The sequence below is a fragment of the Agromyces sp. NPDC127015 genome (genome assembly GCF_042725165.1).
Taxonomy (GTDB): Bacteria; Actinomycetota; Actinomycetes; order Actinomycetales; family Microbacteriaceae; genus Agromyces; species Agromyces chromiiresistens.
Genome location: NZ_JBHXDI010000004.1, coordinates 505,458 through 522,279, shown reverse-complemented (window position 1 = coordinate 522,279; position 16,822 = coordinate 505,458). Strand labels below are relative to the sequence as shown.

The following is a 16,822-nucleotide window of genomic DNA, read 5'->3' as shown; positions in this document are numbered from 1 at the left end:
GAACGTGACTGCGAAGCCGGCGCGGTCCCGCGCGCTTCCGGTCTTCGACGGCCGGTCGACCGCCACTCGTTCCTGAAACGGGATCGGGGGTGCGGCGCGTATGATGCCCGGGTGAACGACGAGACGGATGCCACGGGCGCGACGTCGCTCCCGGGTGACCCGCCGCGCGGGTCCGGTGACGAGCACTCGTTCGACGGAACGCCGTCGAGCGACGGTGCCGAGCGTGCCGAGCGTGCCGACGACACGACCGATGCCGAAGGCACGACCGGTGCCGAAGACATGACCGGTGCCGAGCACGCCGACGACGCCACCGGTGCCGAGCACGCCGACGGCGACACCGGTGCCGACGAGGTCGGCGCCACGAGCGATGCGGGCACCGAGTCATCCTTCTTCGCCTTCGTGCGGAAGCACCGTGCACCGCTCGCCGTCGTCGGCGGCGTGGTCGCACTCGCGCTCGCCGGAACCGCCGCCCTGTTCGCGGGGTCGGCGACCGTCGCCGACCCGACCGCCGCGGCCGCGCCGACGCCGAGCGAGACCCCGACGCCGACGCCCGAGGCGAGGCCCGTGCCGACCGCTGCGCCGGTGAGCCGGATCCGCACCTGCTCGGTCGCCGACCGTGCGGCCGACGCGCGGCTCGCGAACCTGCAGGCGCAGGTGCTCAACGCGAAGACCGGCGAGGTGCTCTTCGACCGCGGGGGCGCGACCGCATCGCGCACGGCGAGCGTCATGAAGGTGCTCACCTCGGCCGCCGCGCTCTCGGTGCTCGGCCCCGACCACCGGGCGGCGACCACCGTGGTGAAGGGATCGGAGCCCGGCTCGGTCGTGCTCGTCGGCGGCGGCGACGTGACGCTCTCGCGCACGCCGTCGGGCGACGAGACCGCGTACCCGGGCGCCGCGCACCTCGACGAGCTCGCCGCGCAGGTGCAGGACGCGTGGGCGGCCGACCCCGCGAACCCGCCCATCACGAAGCTCGTCCTCGACGCGTCGTACTTCGGCGGCGACGAGTGGCAGCCGAGCTGGGACCTCGTCGAACGCGACGACGGATACATGTCGAACATCACCGCGCTGATGGTCGACGGCGACCGCGACGACCCGTACTCGAATACGTCGCGTCGCAGCGACGACCCGATCGGGCGCGCGGGCCAGGCCTTCGCCGACGAGCTCGGCGGCATCGCGACCATCGAGCGCGGCACGGCGCCCGCCGGCGCCCAGCAGCTCGGGCAGGTGCTCTCGCCGACCGCCGCCGAGCTCGTCGACAAGGCGCTCGTCGTCAGCGACAACACCGTCGCCGAGATGCTGGCCCGGCTCGTCGCGATCGAGACGGGATCGGGCAACACGTTCGCGGCGATCAACGCCGGCGTGCTCGAAGGCCTCGCCGGCTACGGCGTCGACACGGCCGGCATCGCGGTCGTCGACGGCTCGGGCCTCTCCGACGACAACGCCGTGCCACCCGCCTACCTCACGCGGCTCTTCGTGAAGATCAACGCCCGCGAGGGCCAGCTCGGCCATCTGCTCGATTCACTGCCCGTCGCGGGCGAGCGCGGGTCGCTCGCCTACGACGACCGGTTCTGGGGCGACAACGCGGTGGCCGACGGGCGGGTCATCGCGAAGACCGGCTGGATCAACACGGGCTACACGCTCGCCGGCGTGATCCGCGCCGAGGACGGCACCGACCTCACCTTCGCGATCTACGCGCTCGGCGACGTCTCCGACGACGCGAAGACGGCGATCGACACCCTCGCCACCGGCTTCTACCTCTGCGGCGACAACCTCTCGAACCGGTAGCGCCGCCGGAGGGATCGTCGCCGGGGCTCCCGGTCGCGGCGCGACAGGGGGAGAATGGAGCCATGACACGGGCCCTGTTCATCATCGACGTGCAGAACGACTTCACGGAGGGCGGCGCACTCGGCGTCGACGGCGGGGCGGCCGTCGCCGCCGGCGTCAGCGAACTGCTCGCGAACCATCGCGACGCCTACTCGCTCGTCATCGCCTCGCGCGACTGGCACTCGAGCGACAACGACAACGGCGGCCACTTCGCGACCGACGCCGAGCCCGACTACGTCGACACCTGGCCGCCGCACTGCGTCGCGGGCACGCTGGGCGCCGAGTACCACCCGGCGCTCGCGGTCGACGAGATCGACGTGCACATCCGAAAGGGACAGGGTGTGCCGGCGTACTCGATCTACGAGGGCACCGACGACGCCGGCGAGAGCGTGAGCGAGGTGCTCGGGCGCCACGGCATCACCGATGTCGACGTCGTCGGCCTCGCCACCGACTACTGCGTGCGGGCGAGCGCGCTCGACGCGCTCGAGCACGGGCAGCACGTGCGCGTGCTCACCGATCTCGTCGCAGGCGTCGCACCCGAGTCCTCGATCGCGGCCCTCGCCGAGCTCGGCCACGCCGGCGCGGTCATCGAGACCTCGGCCGCGGTCGGGGCCGGCACCGCCGGAGAGGCCGGCGCCGAGGCATCCGGGTCTCCCGAATGATCGGTGCGACCGACCGGTCGCCCGCGCTCTACGCCGAGGGCGCCGACGGCGTGCTCATCGCGTACCGCGTGCACCGGGCGGCGACGACTCGGGACGACTCGGCGACGGCTGCGCTGCCACCGGTGCTGCTGGTGCACGGCTTCGCATCGACCGCTCGCGTCACGTGGGAGGGCACGGGCTGGGTGAAGGCGCTCAACGAAGCCGGACGCACGGCGGTCACGGTCGACCTGCGCGGACACGGCGAGAGCGACAAGCCGGTGGGCGACGACGACTACCGGCCCGAGCGGCTCGGGGCCGACCTCATCGCCGTGCTCGACACCGAGCGCATCACGCGCGTCGACGCGGTCGGGTACTCGATGGGCAACCGGGTGATCTCGGCGCTCGCCGCACTCGCGCCCGAGCGGTTGCGCCGGGTCGTCGTCGGCGGTGCCGGACCGAACGAGTTGTTCGCGTCGTGGCGGCTCGACGAGGTGCGCGCGTTGCTGATCGACGGCGTGCCGACCGCGAACCCCGTGATCGAGCAGGTGCTCCGCCCCGCCATCGAGGCGGGAGCCGACCCCGAGGCGCTGCTCGCCGTCGTCGCCGGGGTGTCGGGCGCGCCGCTCGCGATCCCCGGCGACGTGCCGACGCTGTTCGTCGCGGGCGAGGCCGACCCGGTGCCGGCCGGAGCGCAGCAGCTCGCGCTCGACTGGGGTGCCGACTTCGTCTCGATCCCCGGGCGCGACCACGTGTCGACGCTGACCTCTCGGCTGTTCAAGGACGCGGCGATCGGGTTCTTGGCGGCTTCTGCAGGAGAAGAGCGCTGACGCGGCCCCGAGGGCGCCGTCGCGGATCCGCTCCTGCAGAAGCCTGACGCACTACAGCGTGTTGCCGAGCTTGAAGCCGTGCTCCTCGTCGCCCCGGCGCGTGTATGAGAAGCCGTCGGCGCCGATCGTGACGGCCATCTCCGACGAGTCGGTTCGGGCGACGACGGGCTTGGGGTTGCCGTCGAGGTCGAGCACGAGGGATGCCTCGGTGTACCAGGAGGGCACGACCGGGTTGCCCCACCAGTCGCGGCGCTGGTTGTCGTGCACGTCCCACGTGACGACGGGGTTGTCGGGGTCGCCCGTGTAGTAGTCCTGCGTGTAGATCTCGACGCGGTGGCCGTCGGGGTCGCGCAGGTACAGGTAGAACGCGTTCGAGACGCCGTGGCGGCCCGGCCCGCGCTCGATCGCGTCCGACCGCCGCAGCGCGCCGAGTTTGTCGCAGATCGCGAGGATGTTGTGCTTCTCGTGCGTCGCGAACGCGACGTGGTGCATGCGGGGGCCGTCGCCACCGGTCATGGCGGTGTCGTGCACGGTGGGCTTGCGGCGCATCCACGCGGCGTACACGACGCCCTCCGCGTCCTGGATGTCCTCCGTGACGCGGAACCCGAGCGACTGCATGAAGTTCACCGCGCGGGGCACGTCGGGCGTGACCTGGTTGAAGTGGTCGAGGCGCACGAGCTCGCCCGGCGTGTGCAGGTCGTAGCGCCACGAAAGGCGCTCGACGTGCTCGGTCTGGTAGAAGAACTCGTACGGGAAGCCCAGCGGGTCCTCGACGCGCACCGAGTCGCCGATGCCCTTCGTGAAGCCCTCCGCGCGGCGCTCGACGCGGCATCCGAGCTCGGTGTAGAACGCGACCGCCTTGTCGAGGTCTTCGGGCGTGCGCACGCGGTACGAGAACGCGGCGACGGCCGCGATCTCGCCCTGGCGCAGCACGAGGTTGTGGTGGATGAACTCCTCGGTCGAGCGCAGGTAGATCGCCCGGTCGTCCTCCTCGGTGACGTAGAGGCCCAGCACGTCGACGTAGAACTCGCGCGAGGCGGCGAGGTCGGTGACGACGAGCTCCATGTACGCGCAGCGCAGGATGTCGGGGGCGGGGACCGAGGGCGTCGGCACCGGATTGTCAGTGTGGATCGGGGCCTCCTGCGAAACGTAGAAGCCGGAGGAGGTGAGGGTCATGTCGTCGCGGTTGGTCATTTCAGCGTCCTTGCTCGGGTGGGTCGTCGGGATCGGCGCGGCTCAGCGGGGGTCGGGGTCGTCGAGGTCGGATGCCTCGTGCACCTGCTGCTTGCCGAAGGTGGGGTTGTGGGGTGCGCCGAGCGTGATGTGCACGCTCTGCTGGTCGGTGTAGAAGTCGATCGAGCGGTAGCCGCCCTCGTGGCCGAGCCCCGACGCCTTGACGCCGCCGAACGGGGTGCGCAGGTCGCGCACGTTGTTCGAGTTGAGCCACACCATGCCGGCCTCGACCGACTGGGCGAAGTTGTGCGCCCGCTTGAGGTCGTTCGTCCAGATGTAGGCGGCGAGCCCGTACTTCGTGTTGTTCGCGAGGGCGAGGGCCTCTTCCTCGGTGTCGAAGGGCGTGATCGCCACGACCGGGCCGAAGATCTCCTCCTGGAAGATGCGGGCGTCGGGCGCGACGTCCGCGAAGACGGTCGGGGCGACGTAGTTGCCCGTCGGGAAGCCCTCGGGGCGCCCCCCGCCGGCGACGAGCCGGCCCTCGGTCTTGCCGAGCTCGACGTAGCTCATCACCTTGTCGTAGTGCTCGGGGTGCACGAGCGCACCGACCTCGGTCGCGGGGTCGTGCGGGTGTCCGACCTTGACGCGCTTCGCCTGCGCCGCGTAGCGCTCGACGAACTCGTCGTAGACCTCGCGCTGCACGAGGATGCGGCTGCCCGCGGTGCAGCGTTCGCCGTTCAGAGAGAACACGCCGAAGATGCATGCGTCGATGGCGATGTCGAGGTCGGCGTCGGCGAAGACGACGGCGGGGCTCTTGCCGCCGAGCTCCATCGACAGGCCCTTGAGGTACGGGGCGGCGTTGCCGAAGATCAGCTGGCCGGTCGAGCTCTCGCCCGTGAACGAGATGAGGGGCACGTCGGGGTGCTTGACGAGCGCGTCGCCCGCGTCCTCGCCGAGGCCGTTCACGAGGTTGAAGACGCCCTTGGGCAGGCCCGCCTCCTCGAAGATGCCCGCCCAGAGCGACGCCGAGAGCGGCGTGAACTCGGCGGGCTTCAGCACGACCGTGTTGCCGGTCGCGAGGGCGGGGCCGAGCTTCCACGACTCCAGCATGAACGGGGTGTTCCACGGGGTGATGAGCCCGGCGACGCCGATCGGCTTGCGGTTCACGTAGTTCATTTGCTTGCCGGGCACCTTGAAGGCGTCGTCGGCCTGGGCGACGATCAGGTCGGCGAAGAAGCGGAAGTTCTCGGCGGCGCGGCGGGCCTGGCCGAGCGCCTGCGTGATCGGCAGACCCGAGTCGAACGACTCGAGCTCGGCGAGACGCTGGTCGCGCGACTCCACGAGGTCGGCGATCCGGTGCAGCACGCGCGACCGCTCGCGGGGGAGCATCCGCGGCCAGGGGCCCTCGGTGAAGGCACGACGCGCGGCGGCGACGGCGCGCTCGACGTCGGCCTTCTTGCCGGCGGCGGCGTGCACGTACGTCTCGTTCGTGACGGGGTTCAGCACCTCGAAGGTGTCGCCGTCGATCGAGTCGACGAACTCGCCGTCGATGTAGTGGCGGATGCGGTCGGGCAGGCCCTCGGGCGTGTGGTCGGTCATCTGTTGCTCACCTTCGTGTGGTCGTGGATCCGCCGGTCGGGCGGTCGGTCGGGCGGGCCTGCACGGCCCGCAACGGGTCAGGGTGTCGGTACCGGGTGCCGCAGCTCGGCCTGGTGCTCGAGCACGGCGTCGAGCGTCGCGGTGCGGTGCGCACGCGCGGCGAGCTCGATCTCGAGGGGAGCTGCGCCCGCCTCGATCAGGGCGACGATGCGCTCGTGCTCGTCGACCGATTCGTGCGCGCGCCCCGGCACGAAGCTGAACGACGAGTCGCGCAGCACCTTCATGCGGTTCCAGCCCCGGTGCACGAGGTCGAGGATGTGCGGGTTCGGGCACTCCTCGTAGAGCACCGCGTGGAACTCGAGGTTGAGCTCGGTGAACCGGTGCGGGTCGAAGTCGTCGAGGCTCCGGCGCATGCGCTCGTTGATCTCGCGGGCGCGGTGCAGGTGCGCGGGCGTGAGCGCGGGCGCCGAGAGCGCAGTCGCCGCGCCCTCGACCAGGGCGAGCGTCTGCATGGTGTGCAGGTACTCGGTCTCCTTGATCAGCGCGACCTGGGCGCCGACATTGCGCTCGAACGTCACGAGCCCCTCGGCCTCGAGTCGCCGGATCGCCTCGCGCACGGGCACGACGCTCACGTCGAGCTCGGCCGCGATCGGGCCGAGCACCAGGCGGTAGCCGGGCACGAAGCGCCCGTCGTCGATGCGCTCGCGGATGAACCGGTAGGCGCGCTGCGACTTCGACTCGGTGCTCATCGCGCGGCCTCCGCGGCGGCGGCCTCGGCCGAGCGAGTGGCCTCGAAGCGCGCCCGCCACTCGGCGTTCATGGGGAACAACCCGTCGACGGACGCCCCACCCGCGACCTGCTCGGCGACCCAGGCGTCCTCGGCCTCCTGCGCGGCCGCCTCGGCCGCGACCTCCGCGGCGATCGCCGCCGGGATCACGAGCACCCCGTCGCCGTCGCCGACGATGACGTCGCCCGGCTGCACGGCCGCACCGCCGCAGGCGATCGTGACGTCGGTCTCCCACGGCACGTGCCGGCGGCCGAGCACGCTCGGGTGCGGCCCCTGGCTGAACACGGGGATGTCGAACTCGGCGACGGCGTCGAAGTCGCGCACGCCGCCGTCGGTCACGATGCCGGCGGCGCCGCGCACCTGGGCGCGGAGCGCGAGCACGTCGCCCACGGTGCCGGTGCCGCGCTCGCCGCGGGCCTCGACGACGAGCACCTCGCCCGGCTCGACGGTGTCGAACGCGCGCTTCTGCGCGTTGAAGCCGCCGCCGAACTCCTTGAACAGGTCGGGGCGGAACGGGATGAAGCGGAGCGTCTTCGCGGTGCCGACGATGCGGTCGCCCGGATGGTTCGCGAACACGCCCTCGATGAAGACGTCGTGGTAGCCGCGCTTGCGCAGCGCCGCCGAGACGGTCGCGACGGCGGCGCTCGAGAGGAGCTCGCGCACCTCGTCGGTCAACGCCGCAGGGGATGGCTCGGGGGCGGCGCTCGCCGCGGCGGCCTCGTCGCTCGCGGTCGGTGCGTCGAGCGGGCTGGCCTTGCCGGCGGCGACGGCCGCGGCGTGCTCGGCCTCGCTGCCCCACGCCTCGATGCGCTGCGCGTCGTCGACGGCGGGCTTGGTGCCGAAGTCGCCGAACGGGGCGTCGCCCTGCGTCACGGTCGTGACGAGACGGCCCGTCGAGGGGGCGCCGGGTGCGAGCGGGGCGTCGACCTCGACCTCGACGACATCGCCGGGAACGACGACCGACGAGCCGGCGGGGGTGCCGGTGAGGATGACGTCGCCCGTCTCGAGCGTCATGTGCTGCGAGAGGTCGGCGACGAGGCGCCCGAACGGGAACAGCAGGGTGTCGGAGATGTCGAGCTGCACGAGCTCGCCGTTGACCCAGGTGCGCACCCGCCACCCGTCTTCGCCGGCGACGCTCGCGGGGATCGCTGCCGGCCCGATCGGCGTGAAGCCGTCGCCGCCCTTGTTGCGCACGTTCGAACCCTTGTCGGCGGCGCGCAGGTCGTAGAGGCCGAAGTCGTTCGCCGCGGTGACCTGGGCGACGTGCCTCCAGCCGTCTTCGGGGGAGACGCGGCGGGCGGGCTCGCCGATGACGATCGCGATCTCGCCCTCGAAGGCGAGCAGCTCGGTGCCGGCGGGGCGCTCGATGGTGCCGCCGGTCGGGGCGAGCGAGGAGGCCGGCTTGAAGAAGTAGCTCGGCTGAGCGGGCGTGCGACCCCGCTGCGCGGCCCTCGACGGGTAGTTGAGGTGCACGGCGATGATCTTGCCGGGGGTCGGGATACCGAAGGTCATTGACGTCCTCGTCTCGTAATATCACAAATCATATACGATCTGCGGGGGCTTGTGAAGCGATGAATCGGCGGTCAGTAGCTCGCGCGCGGGGGTGTGCCCGAGGCATCCGAACCGGTCGTTCGCCGGGCGATGAAGCGGTCGGCGAGCGCCTCGGAGGCACGCGCGAGGATCGCGACGTCGGCGCCGACGGCGGCGAACGAGGCGCCCGCCGCAAGGTAGCGCTCCGCGTCCTCGGCGACGAACGCGTTGATGCCGACGGGCTTGCCGGCCGCCTGCGCCGCACGGATCGCCGTCAGCGCGGCCTCGACGACGTCGGGGTGCGAGGGCTGCCCGAGCAGGCCCATCGACCCCGCGAGGTCGGCCGGGCCGACGAAGATCGCATCGACGCCGTCGACCGCGAGGATCTCGTCGACGTTCGCGACGGCGGTCGCCGACTCGATCTGCACGGTGAGGCTCACCGTCGCCGAGGCGCCGGCGAGGTAACCCTCGACGCGATTCCAGCGCGACGAGCGGGCGAGCGAGGCACCGACCCCGCGAATGCCGTGATCGGTCGGGCCGGGGCGGTGGCCCGAGGCATCCCGCTCGGTGCTCGTCGCCGTGCCGGGGTACCGCACGGCGCGCACCAGCCGGCGCGCCTGCTCGGCCGTGTCGACCATCGGTACGAGCAGGTTCTGCACGCCGAGGTCGAGGTACTGCTTGATGACGACCGGGTCGCCGATCGGCGGGCGCACGACCGGGGCGACCGGGTACGCCGACACCGCGTAGAGCTGGTGGAGGATGGTCTGCAGGTCGTTGGGGGAGTGCTCGGCGTCGATGAGCAGCCAGTCGACGCCGCTGCCTGCTGCGACCTCGGCGATGAGCGGGCTCGCCGAGCACACCCACATGCCGATCTGGGGGCGGTCGGCGGCGGCGACGCGGTCGGTGAACGTGTCGGGCAGGTTCAGGCGAATCGGCACGTGATCGCCCCCAGCTGTCCGTAGTCGGCGTGCACGGTGTCGCCGCGCTCGACCCACATGGGCCGGGTGAACGAGCCGGCGAGGATGATCTCGCCCGCCTCGAGCGACTGCCCGTGCTGGGCGAGCTTGTTCGCGAGCCAGGCGACGCCCATCGCGGGGTGGCCGAGCACCGCTGCGGCGACGCCCGACTCCTCGATCGTCTGGTTGCGATAGAGGAGCGCGCCGATCCAGCGCAGGTCGACCTCGTCGACCTTCACCGGGCGGCCGCCGACGACCATCGCGCCCATCGCGGCGTTGTCGCTGATCGTGTCGACGATCGTGCGGCCCTCGAGTTCGAGGTGCGAGTTGAGGACCTCGAGCGCGGGCACGACGTAGGCGGTCGCGTCGAGCACGTCGAAGACGGTCGTGTTCGGACCGGCGAGCGGCTTGGCGAGCACGAACGCGAGCTCGACCTCGATGCGCACGTTCGAGAACCGGTCGAACTCGATCTCGGCGCCCGACTCGAACACCATGTCGTCGAGGATGACGCCGTAGTCGGGCTCGGTGATGCCGGTCGCGACCTGCATGACCTTCGAGGTGAGGCCGATCTTGCGGCCGACGAGCCGGGCGCCGTCGGCGATGCGCCGCTCGGCCCAGACCTTCTGCACGGCGTACGAGTCGTCGACGGTCATGCCGGGGTACCGCGCGGTGAGCCGCGGCACGATGGTGCGGTCGCGATCTGCGGCGACGAGTTCGTCGGCGATCTGCTCGATGGTGGACTGGTTCAGCACGCGGGCTCCACTTCGTCGTCGGGCGCTCAGCACGATCGTATACGATCCTGCGTCGCCGTCACAGGGCGAGAACGGGCGGGATGCCTCAGCGGGAGTTCACCCGGATGATCTCGTGCTGGTACGGGGCGATGACCGACCCCGAGATGCGGCAGTCGAGCAGCAGGAACGACCGCTCGTCGACCGGTCGGGCCGCCCACTCCGCGAGCGCATCGAGGTCGCCGAGCGTGCGCACGACGACGCCCTCCGCCCCGAACGCCGCGGCCGCGGCGGCGAAGTCGGCCTCGGGGATGCGCATCGGCGCCTCGGCGAGCCCCTTGAGCCCGTAGAGATTGACCTCGGCGCCGTAGGCGGCGTCGTTCCAGATGACGGCGATGCCGCGGCCGCCGGCGGTGCGCACGGCGGTCTCGAGGTCGGCGAGCGCCATCAGGCCGCCGCCGTCGCCCGAGGTCAGCACGATCGTCGATCCGGGCTTGGCCGCCGCGGCACCCGCAACGCTCGGGAAGCCCTGGCCGATCGACTGGAACGCGGTGCCGACCATCATCATGCGATCGGGCGAGGCGACCGGCCAGTACATGTTCGCCCACCCGATGAAGTGCCCGCCGTCGGAGACGACGACCCGGTCCTCGGGCAGCAGCTCGGCGATGCGGCGCGCGGCCGAGCGCGGGTCGAGGCGACCGTCGGCGGCGAGTTCGTCGCCCTCGTCGTAGCGGCGCAGCGCGGCCGCGTCGATCGTGTCGCGCCAGCCGCTCGGCTCGGCGCCGAGCACCGCGAGCTCCCCGACGATCGCCCGGGCCGCGAGCGCGGCGTCGCCGCGCACGTAGCCGCCGACGTTGGGATGGGTCGCGGCGGGCGCGACGTCGACCTGGAACACCCGGGTGCCGGGCGCGAAGAGCTCGCCGAAGCGCATCGTGAACTGGTTGAGCGAGGCGCCGAACACGACCGCGACATCGGCGTCGTGCACGAGTGCCATCGCCCCGTCGGCGCCGAACCCGCCGGTGACGCCGAGGTCGTACCGGCCGTCGGGGAAGACGCCCCGTCCGAGCGCGGTCGACGCGGTCACGGCGCCGGTCGCCGCGGCCAGCTCGCCGAGCGCCTCGCCGGCGTCGGCGAGCCACGCGCCACGACCCGCGAGCAGGAACGGCCGGCTCGCGCCGGCGAGGGCGCGGGCGATCTCGGCGATCGTGCCGCGGGCGTATTCCCCGGCCGGCCCGAGCGGTGCGGGATGCTTCGGGGCCGGTGCCTCCACGAGGGGTCCGGCCTCCGCCGCCGCGACGTCGTACGGGATCGCGAGCACGACCGGCAGGCGGTACGCGAGTGCATGCTCGACCGCGATGACGGTGGTCGCCGCGGCGTCGGTGCGACCGACGGTGTAGGTGCGAGCGCCCACCGCGGAGGCGAGCGCGATCTGGTCGACGTCCCATGGGCGCGGACCGGAGGTGGGCTCGTCGCCGACGACGAGCACGAGCGGCACGCGGGCCTGCGCGGCTTCGGCGAGCGAGGTGAGCGTGTTCGTGAAGCCGGCGCCGTACGTCGACGTCGCAGCCGCGAGGCGCTTCGAAGCGCGGTAGTGGGCGTCGGCGGCCACGACGCCGCCCGCCTCGTGGCGGACAGCCGTGAACGAGGCATCCGTCTCGCGTTCGAGTGCGTCGAGGAACCAGGCGTTGCCGTTGCCCATCACCCCGAAGACATGGTCGACGTGGGCGGCGAGGGCGTGGGCGACGTGGGCGGAGACGTTGGGCATGGCGAAGCCTTTCGAGACGGTGACGGACGTGATCGATTCCGTATGTGTCTCGCGGCAGGGGCCCGCTTCGTGCCCATTTTTCGAGCACCGGCGCGAGTGTCGCGCCTGGACGAGGACGAGTATACGACGGCGGCGGGGCCCGGACCGACCGGCCCGGGCCCCGCCGCCCCGGTCAGATCCGCGCCTGCTTCGCAGCCAGCGGGGTGGGCTGCATCGGCTGGTCGTTCGCCGTGAGGTCGATGCCGAGGTCGCGGGCGTAGACGACGCGCGTCGCGATCGACACGTCGTCGCCCGACTCGGTGAGCTCGAACACGCGGCCGCCCCGCATGCGGTTGCGCTCGGCGCCCGGCAGGCCGTACGCGCCGAAGCCGGTGCCGGGCGCGTACCCGAGCAGCACGCCGTAGTAGTCGCCGACGTAGTCGTTGACGTGGTCGTGGCCGACGAAGACGCCCTTCACGTCGCCGCGCTCGAGGATCGCGTTGTACATGCCCGAATTGATGGGGCCGGGGCACTCGTCCTCGTTGCGCTCGCCGACGATGCCGTGCCGCGCCTTGCCGCGTGCCGCGTCGGCGGCCGTACGGGTGTCGACCCCGCCCCACCACATGAACCGGTGCTCCCACAGCGCGATGTGGACGAACATGAGGCCGGGGAGCTTGCGGCCGAGCCGCTGCTCGAGGCGCTGCGACTCATCGCGGTACCACGCGACCTGGTCCATGCGCAGCCAGTCCCAGGTCGGGTAGCCGGTGAAGTCCTGGCCGTTGATCGAACCCGGCGCGTAGCGGCCGGAGTCGAGCAGCCACAGCGCGAACGCGTCGCGGTTCTGCTTCGCCGACGAGGCGATCGACACGAGCGTGTTGCCGGTGCCGGTCACGTCGGCGATGTTCGCGGCGTTCATGTTGTGGTCGTACGACCGGTAGAACTCGAGCATGCCCGCCTCGTCGACCCCCGACTGCGGCAGCGAGTCCTCGTCGTGGTTGCCGTAGGTGACGGCCCACGGGATGCCGCGGCTCTCCATCGGCCAGACGACGTTGTTGATCGCCTGCTTCACCGCGAGGCGCGTCTCGCAGCCGCCCGTGATGACGTCGCCGTTGATGACGACGAAGTCGGGCTGCTCCTGGTCGAGGGTCTTCTCCATGAGCTCGACGGTGCGCCGGTCGGTGAGCTCGTCGTCCTGCGTGTCGTTGAACTGGACGACCTTGAACGTGCCGTCGGAACGGAACCGCAGGCTCGGTCCGCTCGTGCTCGGGCGCCCGGCGGGGGAGCGGCGCGGGCTCGTGGTCGCGGCGTTCGCGGCTCCGGCCGGCAGCGCGGCGCCGACGGCGCCGAGCGCTCCGGCGGTGATGACGGCTCGGCGGCTCACGGGCAGTCGGTCGGGCATGGTCTGGTCTCCTGTTCGTCGGAAGGGCGACGGTCGCCGCTCGCGACGGTACGGCTCGGGGATGTCGCGGGCGCGACCTGCGGGTGAACGAAGCCCTCGTCCCGACGCGCGAGAGCGCCGACGCCCTGAGGGCGCCGGCGCTCCGAGGCATCCGTGCTCAGCCGTTGACGACCTGCGGGACCGACACCGCCTTCAGGCCCTCGACACCGAACTCGAGTCCGTACCCCGACTGCTTCACGCCGCCGAACGGGATCATGGGGTGCACGCCGCCGTGGGAGTTGATCCAGACGGTGCCGGCCTCGAGGCGCGCGGCGATCTCGCGAGCGCGGTCGCGGTCGCCCGACCAGACCGAGGCGCCGAGGCCGACCTCGACGTCGTTCGCGAGCCGCACGGCCTCGTCGATGTCGGAGTAGCGGACGATCGGCAGGGCGGGGCCGAACTGCTCCTCGAGGACGAGCGGGTTGCCTGGGTCGATGTCGGCAACGAGGGTCGTCGGGTAGAAGTGGCCCGCCTGCTCGCGATCGGGTTCGCCGCCGACGAGCACCCGGGCTCCCGAGGCCTTCGCCGCCTCGACGAGGCGGTCGACGACGCCGAACTGCATGCGGTTCTGCAGCGGACCGAGCACGTTCTGCTCGTCGAGGCCGACGCCCATGGGCATCTGCTCGGCGACGGCGGTGAGCGCTGCGCAGACCGCGTCGTAGACGTCGTCGTGCACGTACAGGCGCTTCATCGCGGCGCACGTCTGCCCGGTGTTGATGAATGCGCCCCAGAAGAGGCCCTCGGCGATCGCCGCCGGGTCGACGTCGGGCAGCACGATGCCGGCGTCGTTGCCGCCGAGCTCGAGCGTGAGCCGCGTGAGGTTGCCGGCGGAGGCCTCGATGATGCGCTTGCCCGTCGCGGTCGAGCCGGTGAACATGATCTTGCCGAACTCGGGGCGGGCGACCATCTCGGCGCCGATCGCGCCGTCGCCGGCGACCACCTCGAGGACGCCCTCGGGCAGCACCTCGTTCATGACCGCGGCGAGGGCGAGGCCCGAGAGCGTCGTGTACTCGCTGGGCTTGGCGACGACGGTGTTGCCCATGCGCAGCGCCGGGGCGATCTGCCAGATCGCGATCATCATCGGCCAGTTCCACGGCGTGATCGCCGCGACCGTGCCGACGGGGCGGTAGCGCAGCTCGGCGTAGGTCTCGCCGTCGTCGACGACGACCTCGCCCGGCAGCGGCGTCTCGGCGGTCGCGCGCAGCCAGCCGACGCACGCGCCGACCTCGAAGCGGGCGTTCGGGCCGTTGAGCGGCTTTCCCTGCTCGCGCGAGAGCACTCGCGCGAGCGGTTCGGCGGCGGCCTCGATCGCATCGGCGACCCGGTGCAGGGTCGCCTTGCGCTCGTCGTCGTCGAGCGCGGCCCACGCGCGCCGGGCGTTCGTCGCCCCGGCGATGGCGCGGTCGAGATCGGCCGTGCCATGCACGGGCACCGTGCCGATGAGCTCGCCGGTGGCTGGGTCGTGCACCTCGCGGCCCGGGCCGTCGGCCGGGGCGATCGCGGCGAGCAGTCCTGCTTCGCTGTCCATGGGGTCTCCTTCTCGGGTTCGTCGATCGGTTCGTTCGGTGGTCGTGGGCTCAGTGCGCGCAGTCGCAGGCGGCGCCGGTACCGCAGCAGCCCGAGGCATCCGCACGGCCGGCATCGGGCAGGTCGAGCGCGGGGTTGCGGTCGAGGAAGCCGTGGGGCTTGAACAGGAATCCCGAGTAGTCGACCGGCATGATCGGCCAGTCCTCGGGGCGCGGGAGGTGGGTCGGCCCGAACACGTGCCAGAGCACGAGGTCGGTGCCGTCGAGGTCGCGGTCCGCCTGCTGCCACGCGGGGATGCCCGCGCCACCCGCGTGGGCGTTCGGGTAGTCGCCGGCGGGGAAGCGCTCGTCGGGGGAGTAGGCGGTCGCCCAGAGGTGCTTCGTGGCGAAGTTCGCCCGGCCCCACACGGTCGAGTCGGGCTGCGCGAGCAGGGTCGACTTGCCCTCGGGCACGAGCCAGAACGCGGTGGGCCGGCCGACCGCGTTGCGCCGCGAGGCGCTCGCGACCTGCCACACCCGCGAGGTCGCTCCGTTCGCGAGGCGGCCGGCCTCGGACTCGCGCGTGATCGGGGTGACCCGCCAGGTGAACGCGTTGCCGTAGGGATTCTCCGGTCCGGTCGGCACGCCGACCGCGTCGATCTCGGCGAGCGTGTTGTCGTCGCCGTCGACCGACACGTCGAGGCGGGCGCAGAACAGGTGCTGGTGCACCGGCGCGAAGAGGCCGGGCGCGATCTCGTTCGCGTGCGGGTCGTCGTGGCCGGGCTCGCCGGCGCCCGCGAACACGATGCCGGTGGCCTTCGCCTCCATCTGGATCGTGCCGTCGAGGTAGAGGTACCAGAAGAAGCCGTAGTCGTAGTTGCCGATCGTGGCGAAGTAGCTGATCACGAGGCGCCGGCTCCGCCGGACCTCGGGGCGCTCGCCCATCTCGTTGTGCTTCCAGAGGATCCCGTAGTCCTCCTCGTGCATGCACACGACGTTGGGCATGCGCACCGGGTTGCCGTGGTCGTCGGCGACGTGGGCGTCGAAGTAGTGGATGACGCCGAGGCAGTCGCAGCCGAGCTGCAGCGCGTTGGCGTTCTTGCCGAGCAGGTACTCGCCGGCGTCGAAGTAGCTGATCCAGAAGCGGGTCGGCGAGGTGTCGCCGTACGGCACCACCATCTCGGGCACGCTCGCACGGAAGAGCACGGGGCGGTGCTCGTCGCCGTCGCGGAAGGTCAGCTGATGCAGCACGAGGCCCTCGCGCGCGTTGAACCCGACCCGGAACCGCCAGTTCTCCCACTCGACCTCGTTGCCGTCGACGTGGTAGCTCGGGCCCTCGGGCTGGGTGATCTCGATGGGCTTCAGGCTCGTGCGCGCGGGACCGGTCGACTCGGCGTCGTAGCGTCCGTCGAGGTCGGGCACGGCGGCGCCGTCGTGGTCCTCGACGCGGATGACCCGGCGCTCGGTGAGGTCGATGTGCACGATGAGGCCTTCGACGGGGTGCGACCAGTGGTTGTCGCCGGGCGAGTCCTTGAGGAAGGTGAGCGAGCGGATGACGCGGCGGCCGACCTCGTCGGATCGGTTGAAGAAGCCGGGGGCGAGCGGGCCGCAGAACGCGAGCCCGATGCGGTCGCCGAGGCCGCGACGCTCCATCGCGGCACGCCATTCGGGGGAGGACTTCACGATCTCGGCAGCGAGCTCGTACTCCTCGAACAGGTACTGCGGCTGCCCGTACGGCGGATGCTGCAGGTCGAGGTCGCGCCACTCGTCGATCTCGCCCGTGGTGAGGTTCACCACCGCTTCGGCCGCGCGGCCGCTGTCGAGCTCGAGGAGCGTGTAGCGCAGCCGCCGCTCGACGACGTCGCCCGACGTGAAGCCGGCGACGACCGCCTTGTCGGGTTCCTCGGGCGAGACGTTCGGGAACCGGGTCTGTTCGCCGACCCGGCCGGCCTCGACCAGGATTTCGCGCCCGCGCTCGAACTCCTCCGCGGTCGTGAGGTCGAGCGGGTGACGCACCTCGGTCGGGGCGACGGTGAGCAGGTCGTGGTGGTGCATGGGTCCTCCAGGGGG

At 71.9% G+C, this 16,822-nt stretch carries 13 protein-coding genes; 3 read left to right on the top strand and 10 right to left on the bottom strand.

The features are described 5' to 3' along the window. Positions 1–111: 111 nt before the first annotated feature. The 3 genes from ACFWGP_RS14475 to ACFWGP_RS14465 all read left to right on the top strand — a co-directional run bounded on the left by ACFWGP_RS14475 (position 112) and on the right by ACFWGP_RS14465 (position 3,292). Entirely contained in the window at positions 112–1,785 is a 1,674-nt protein-coding gene (locus ACFWGP_RS14475) for a D-alanyl-D-alanine carboxypeptidase/D-alanyl-D-alanine-endopeptidase (RefSeq protein WP_376931209.1), read from the top strand. A 62-nt stretch (positions 1,786–1,847) separates the two neighbouring features. Then, positions 1,848–2,486 carry an isochorismatase family protein gene (locus tag ACFWGP_RS14470; protein ID WP_231431691.1) on the top strand — a complete coding sequence of 213 codons (639 nt, stop codon included), beginning with the start codon at positions 1,848–1,850 and terminating at the stop codon, positions 2,484–2,486. Then, complete coding sequence (locus ACFWGP_RS14465) at positions 2,483–3,292, top strand: alpha/beta fold hydrolase (protein WP_376931208.1); 810 nt, start codon at positions 2,483–2,485, stop codon at positions 3,290–3,292. Before ACFWGP_RS14470 ends, ACFWGP_RS14465 begins: the two co-directional genes overlap by 4 nt. 51 nt (positions 3,293–3,343) lie before the next feature. Here the strand turns inward: ACFWGP_RS14465 and hpaD are convergent, their stop codons facing one another. From hpaD to ACFWGP_RS14415, 10 genes are all read right to left on the bottom strand, one after another. Next, positions 3,344–4,486, bottom strand: coding sequence for a 3,4-dihydroxyphenylacetate 2,3-dioxygenase (hpaD, locus tag ACFWGP_RS14460; RefSeq protein WP_231431689.1), 1,143 nt, complete (start codon positions 4,484–4,486; stop codon positions 3,344–3,346). A 42-nt stretch (positions 4,487–4,528) separates the two neighbouring features. Continuing rightward, positions 4,529–6,064 carry a 5-carboxymethyl-2-hydroxymuconate semialdehyde dehydrogenase gene (hpaE, locus tag ACFWGP_RS14455; protein WP_231431688.1) on the bottom strand — a complete coding sequence of 512 codons (1,536 nt, stop codon included), beginning with the start codon at positions 6,062–6,064 and terminating at the stop codon, positions 4,529–4,531. Positions 6,065–6,141: 77 nt separating this feature from the next. Next, positions 6,142–6,813, bottom strand: coding sequence for a GntR family transcriptional regulator (locus tag ACFWGP_RS14450; RefSeq protein ID WP_231431687.1), 672 nt, complete (start codon positions 6,811–6,813; stop codon positions 6,142–6,144). Continuing rightward, on the bottom strand, positions 6,810–8,363 hold the full coding sequence (locus ACFWGP_RS14445; protein ID WP_376931207.1) for a fumarylacetoacetate hydrolase family protein: 1,554 nt from the start codon (positions 8,361–8,363) through the stop codon (positions 6,810–6,812). Before ACFWGP_RS14445 ends, ACFWGP_RS14450 begins: the two co-directional genes overlap by 4 nt. Positions 8,364–8,434: 71 nt before the next feature. Continuing rightward, positions 8,435–9,319, bottom strand: coding sequence for an HpcH/HpaI aldolase/citrate lyase family protein (locus ACFWGP_RS14440; protein ID WP_231431685.1), 885 nt, complete (start codon positions 9,317–9,319; stop codon positions 8,435–8,437). Further along, complete coding sequence (gene hpaH / locus ACFWGP_RS14435; protein WP_231431684.1) at positions 9,304–10,089, bottom strand: 2-oxo-hept-4-ene-1,7-dioate hydratase; 786 nt, start codon at positions 10,087–10,089, stop codon at positions 9,304–9,306. The genes ACFWGP_RS14440 and hpaH overlap by 16 nt, the downstream gene beginning before the upstream one ends. Before the next feature lie 85 nt (positions 10,090–10,174). Continuing rightward, entirely contained in the window at positions 10,175–11,830 is a 1,656-nt protein-coding gene (locus ACFWGP_RS14430; RefSeq protein ID WP_231431683.1) for a thiamine pyrophosphate-binding protein, read from the bottom strand. A 172-nt stretch (positions 11,831–12,002) separates the two neighbouring features. Further along, positions 12,003–13,208 (bottom strand): metallophosphoesterase family protein, encoded by a 1,206-nt coding sequence (locus ACFWGP_RS14425; RefSeq protein ID WP_376931206.1) that lies wholly within the window; start codon positions 13,206–13,208, stop codon positions 12,003–12,005. A 157-nt stretch (positions 13,209–13,365) separates the two neighbouring features. Then, positions 13,366–14,775, bottom strand: a complete 1,410-nt coding sequence (locus ACFWGP_RS14420; RefSeq protein ID WP_231431681.1) for an aldehyde dehydrogenase family protein — start codon at positions 14,773–14,775, stop codon at positions 13,366–13,368. A gap of 49 nt (positions 14,776–14,824) precedes the next feature. Continuing rightward, positions 14,825–16,807, bottom strand: coding sequence for a primary-amine oxidase (locus ACFWGP_RS14415; protein WP_376931205.1), 1,983 nt, complete (start codon positions 16,805–16,807; stop codon positions 14,825–14,827). Between the last annotated feature and the right edge of the window lie 15 nt (positions 16,808–16,822).